The organism is Aeromonas sp. HMWF015, from assembly GCF_963878965.1.
Taxonomy (GTDB): domain Bacteria; phylum Pseudomonadota; class Gammaproteobacteria; order Enterobacterales; family Aeromonadaceae; genus Aeromonas; species Aeromonas veronii.
The window spans coordinates 755-2,639 of record NZ_CAWNZT010000322.1 but is presented as its reverse complement, the minus strand read 5'-3'; the positions used below and the strand labels follow the sequence as shown (position 1 = coordinate 2,639).

The following is a 1,885-nucleotide window of genomic DNA, read 5'->3' as shown; positions in this document are numbered from 1 at the left end:
TAGGTGGGGCTGCGAAAGTTGAAGGTGAGTTGGGTCAGGCGCTCGAGGTTGAGGCCGATATGGGCGACCTCCTGATTGAGTAACGCGATCAGCGCTTGTGCAACGGGCAGGGCAAAACCGTCCCGGAAAAAGGGAATAGTCATAAGCGTTCCTTGTCATATCTAATAAAGCGAGGGAGGCATTAGCCTCCCTCTGGGTGTGGTTGCAATGGGGGGTGTAAGCCATCGTCACGGTGTGCCAAAGTCCGGTGATGACCCAGGCGCAATACAGGTGTTATCCGGGGTGCCGATGGCGGGCAGTACCTCTGCAAGGTGGCTGGTGGGCAAATCGATGGGCGGATTTGACGGCAGCAATAGCGACACCGACATTGCGTTGCGAAGTGCCTCCCAGAACGCGGGGAAGTCTCCTTGCCGGTAAGGGGCATCGTAGCGTTGTCCGTCCACCAGTAAGGCAAACTGGCGTTTGCTGCCGCTGCCATAATCACGACCGTTCACCGTCGCCAGCATAGTGAGCTCAGCATCATCCCGGCAGATGATGCTGAGCATGGTGGTGCCTGCGAGGGTGACGGTGTAGTTCGCCTGCGTACCCGGCCCCCAACTGCGAGACCAACCATTTTCCTCTGCTACGACACCACTGGTGGCAAGCGCCACCAGCAGGGCGATAAGTCGGTTCATTGTGGTTACCTTTTAAAAATAACAGGGAGGCTGTTGCCTCCCTGGGTTGGGTTATTGGTCAAACGACAGCGTCTGCTCGCCACCCAGGGTGGTCACAGTGACCTCAAGGGGGTTACAGTCCTCCGGCAGCAGAGAGAGCGTTACTTTGCCGCCAAAGCCCATCCGAAATGGCAGCTTGGCTTTCGGATCGATCGTGCAACTGCCCCGGTTGATCTTGAGGTCGGTGATCACCATCCGGTTACTGCGGCTGGTAATGTCGAGCAGGTACTTGTTCCAAGTCGTCTTGCCGTAATAGGGATTACCGCGTTTTCTCAACTGTACATCGCCCTCCTTCAGCGGTTCTACGTTGGCCAAGTCATCATTAAGTACGGCGGCATTGTGTTCTGCTTCCGACAGACAGATGAACCCTGCAGAGCCAGGTGCCGGTAAGACATTAGCGATCTGGTCAGTTGGGAATGAATACTTACGTCCCCCCTTCCCATTTGGATACACATCAAGTTCTTTTGCCTTTCTTAGCTCATTCCAAAGCGTGTCGAGAGCTTTTTTCTCCTTCAAGGCTTGGTGCGCAATGAACACGTTGCCATCGACTGTGAATACAAAGTCACTGAGGTAAGGAGCACTGCCGAGATTGCTGTAGCCACCAACATTTGCGGTTATCGCCGCAGGCTTGTTCGGTTGGCACGCGATGCTGAAACTGTCTCCCCTGTTGTAGACAAAATAGTGATAGCCTTCGGAAGGGTTACCATATTTCCCCCACTCATTTTTTGTCGGTGTGGGTTGCTCCGGCTCAGGCTTCTCTTTAGTCACGCAAACATTACTGGCGCTATCGATAGGCGGCAGCACCTTTGCCAAATCTGTGATTGGTAAAGGTAATTCCTCATTGCCAGTGATCATCTTCAGTGTTTTGGCTTGACGCAGTGAATTCCAAAATGTGTTGAAGCTATCTCCAAGGTTCTGAATGTCTTCATAGCGTTTGCCATCAATGATTAGCCCAGGTGTAGATGAGTTATCGATATCTGATGTCACAACGACAGGTGTGCCTGGTTTGCAGGCGATAGTAAATTGGAGGTCAAACCGCCGGTCTCCTCCTCCCGGTAATGTGACAGCATCCTGTAACGAAATGTTGTAATTTTGGGCTCCTTGAATGGGGTAATCATTAACACGCCATACACCATACTTATCTGGCTCACTGAGGGCATATGCCTGCTGAG

2 protein-coding genes and 1 pseudogene are annotated in these 1,885 nt (G+C 52.8%); all 3 read right to left on the bottom strand.

Going from position 1 to position 1,885, the window contains the following annotated elements; all coding sequences use genetic code 11:
• Positions 1-143: pseudogene (locus tag AACS18_RS16135) on the bottom strand (DUF2787 domain-containing protein); the annotation flags it as partial.
• Positions 144-227: 84 nt separating this feature from the next.
• Positions 228-674: a hypothetical protein gene (locus AACS18_RS16130; RefSeq protein WP_108612706.1), complete on the bottom strand. Its 447-nt coding sequence runs from the start codon at positions 672-674 to the stop codon at positions 228-230.
• 51 nt (positions 675-725) lie between these two features.
• Positions 726-1,885 (bottom strand): hypothetical protein (locus AACS18_RS16125; protein WP_219927981.1); only part of this gene is annotated, 1,160 nt, incomplete at its 5' end.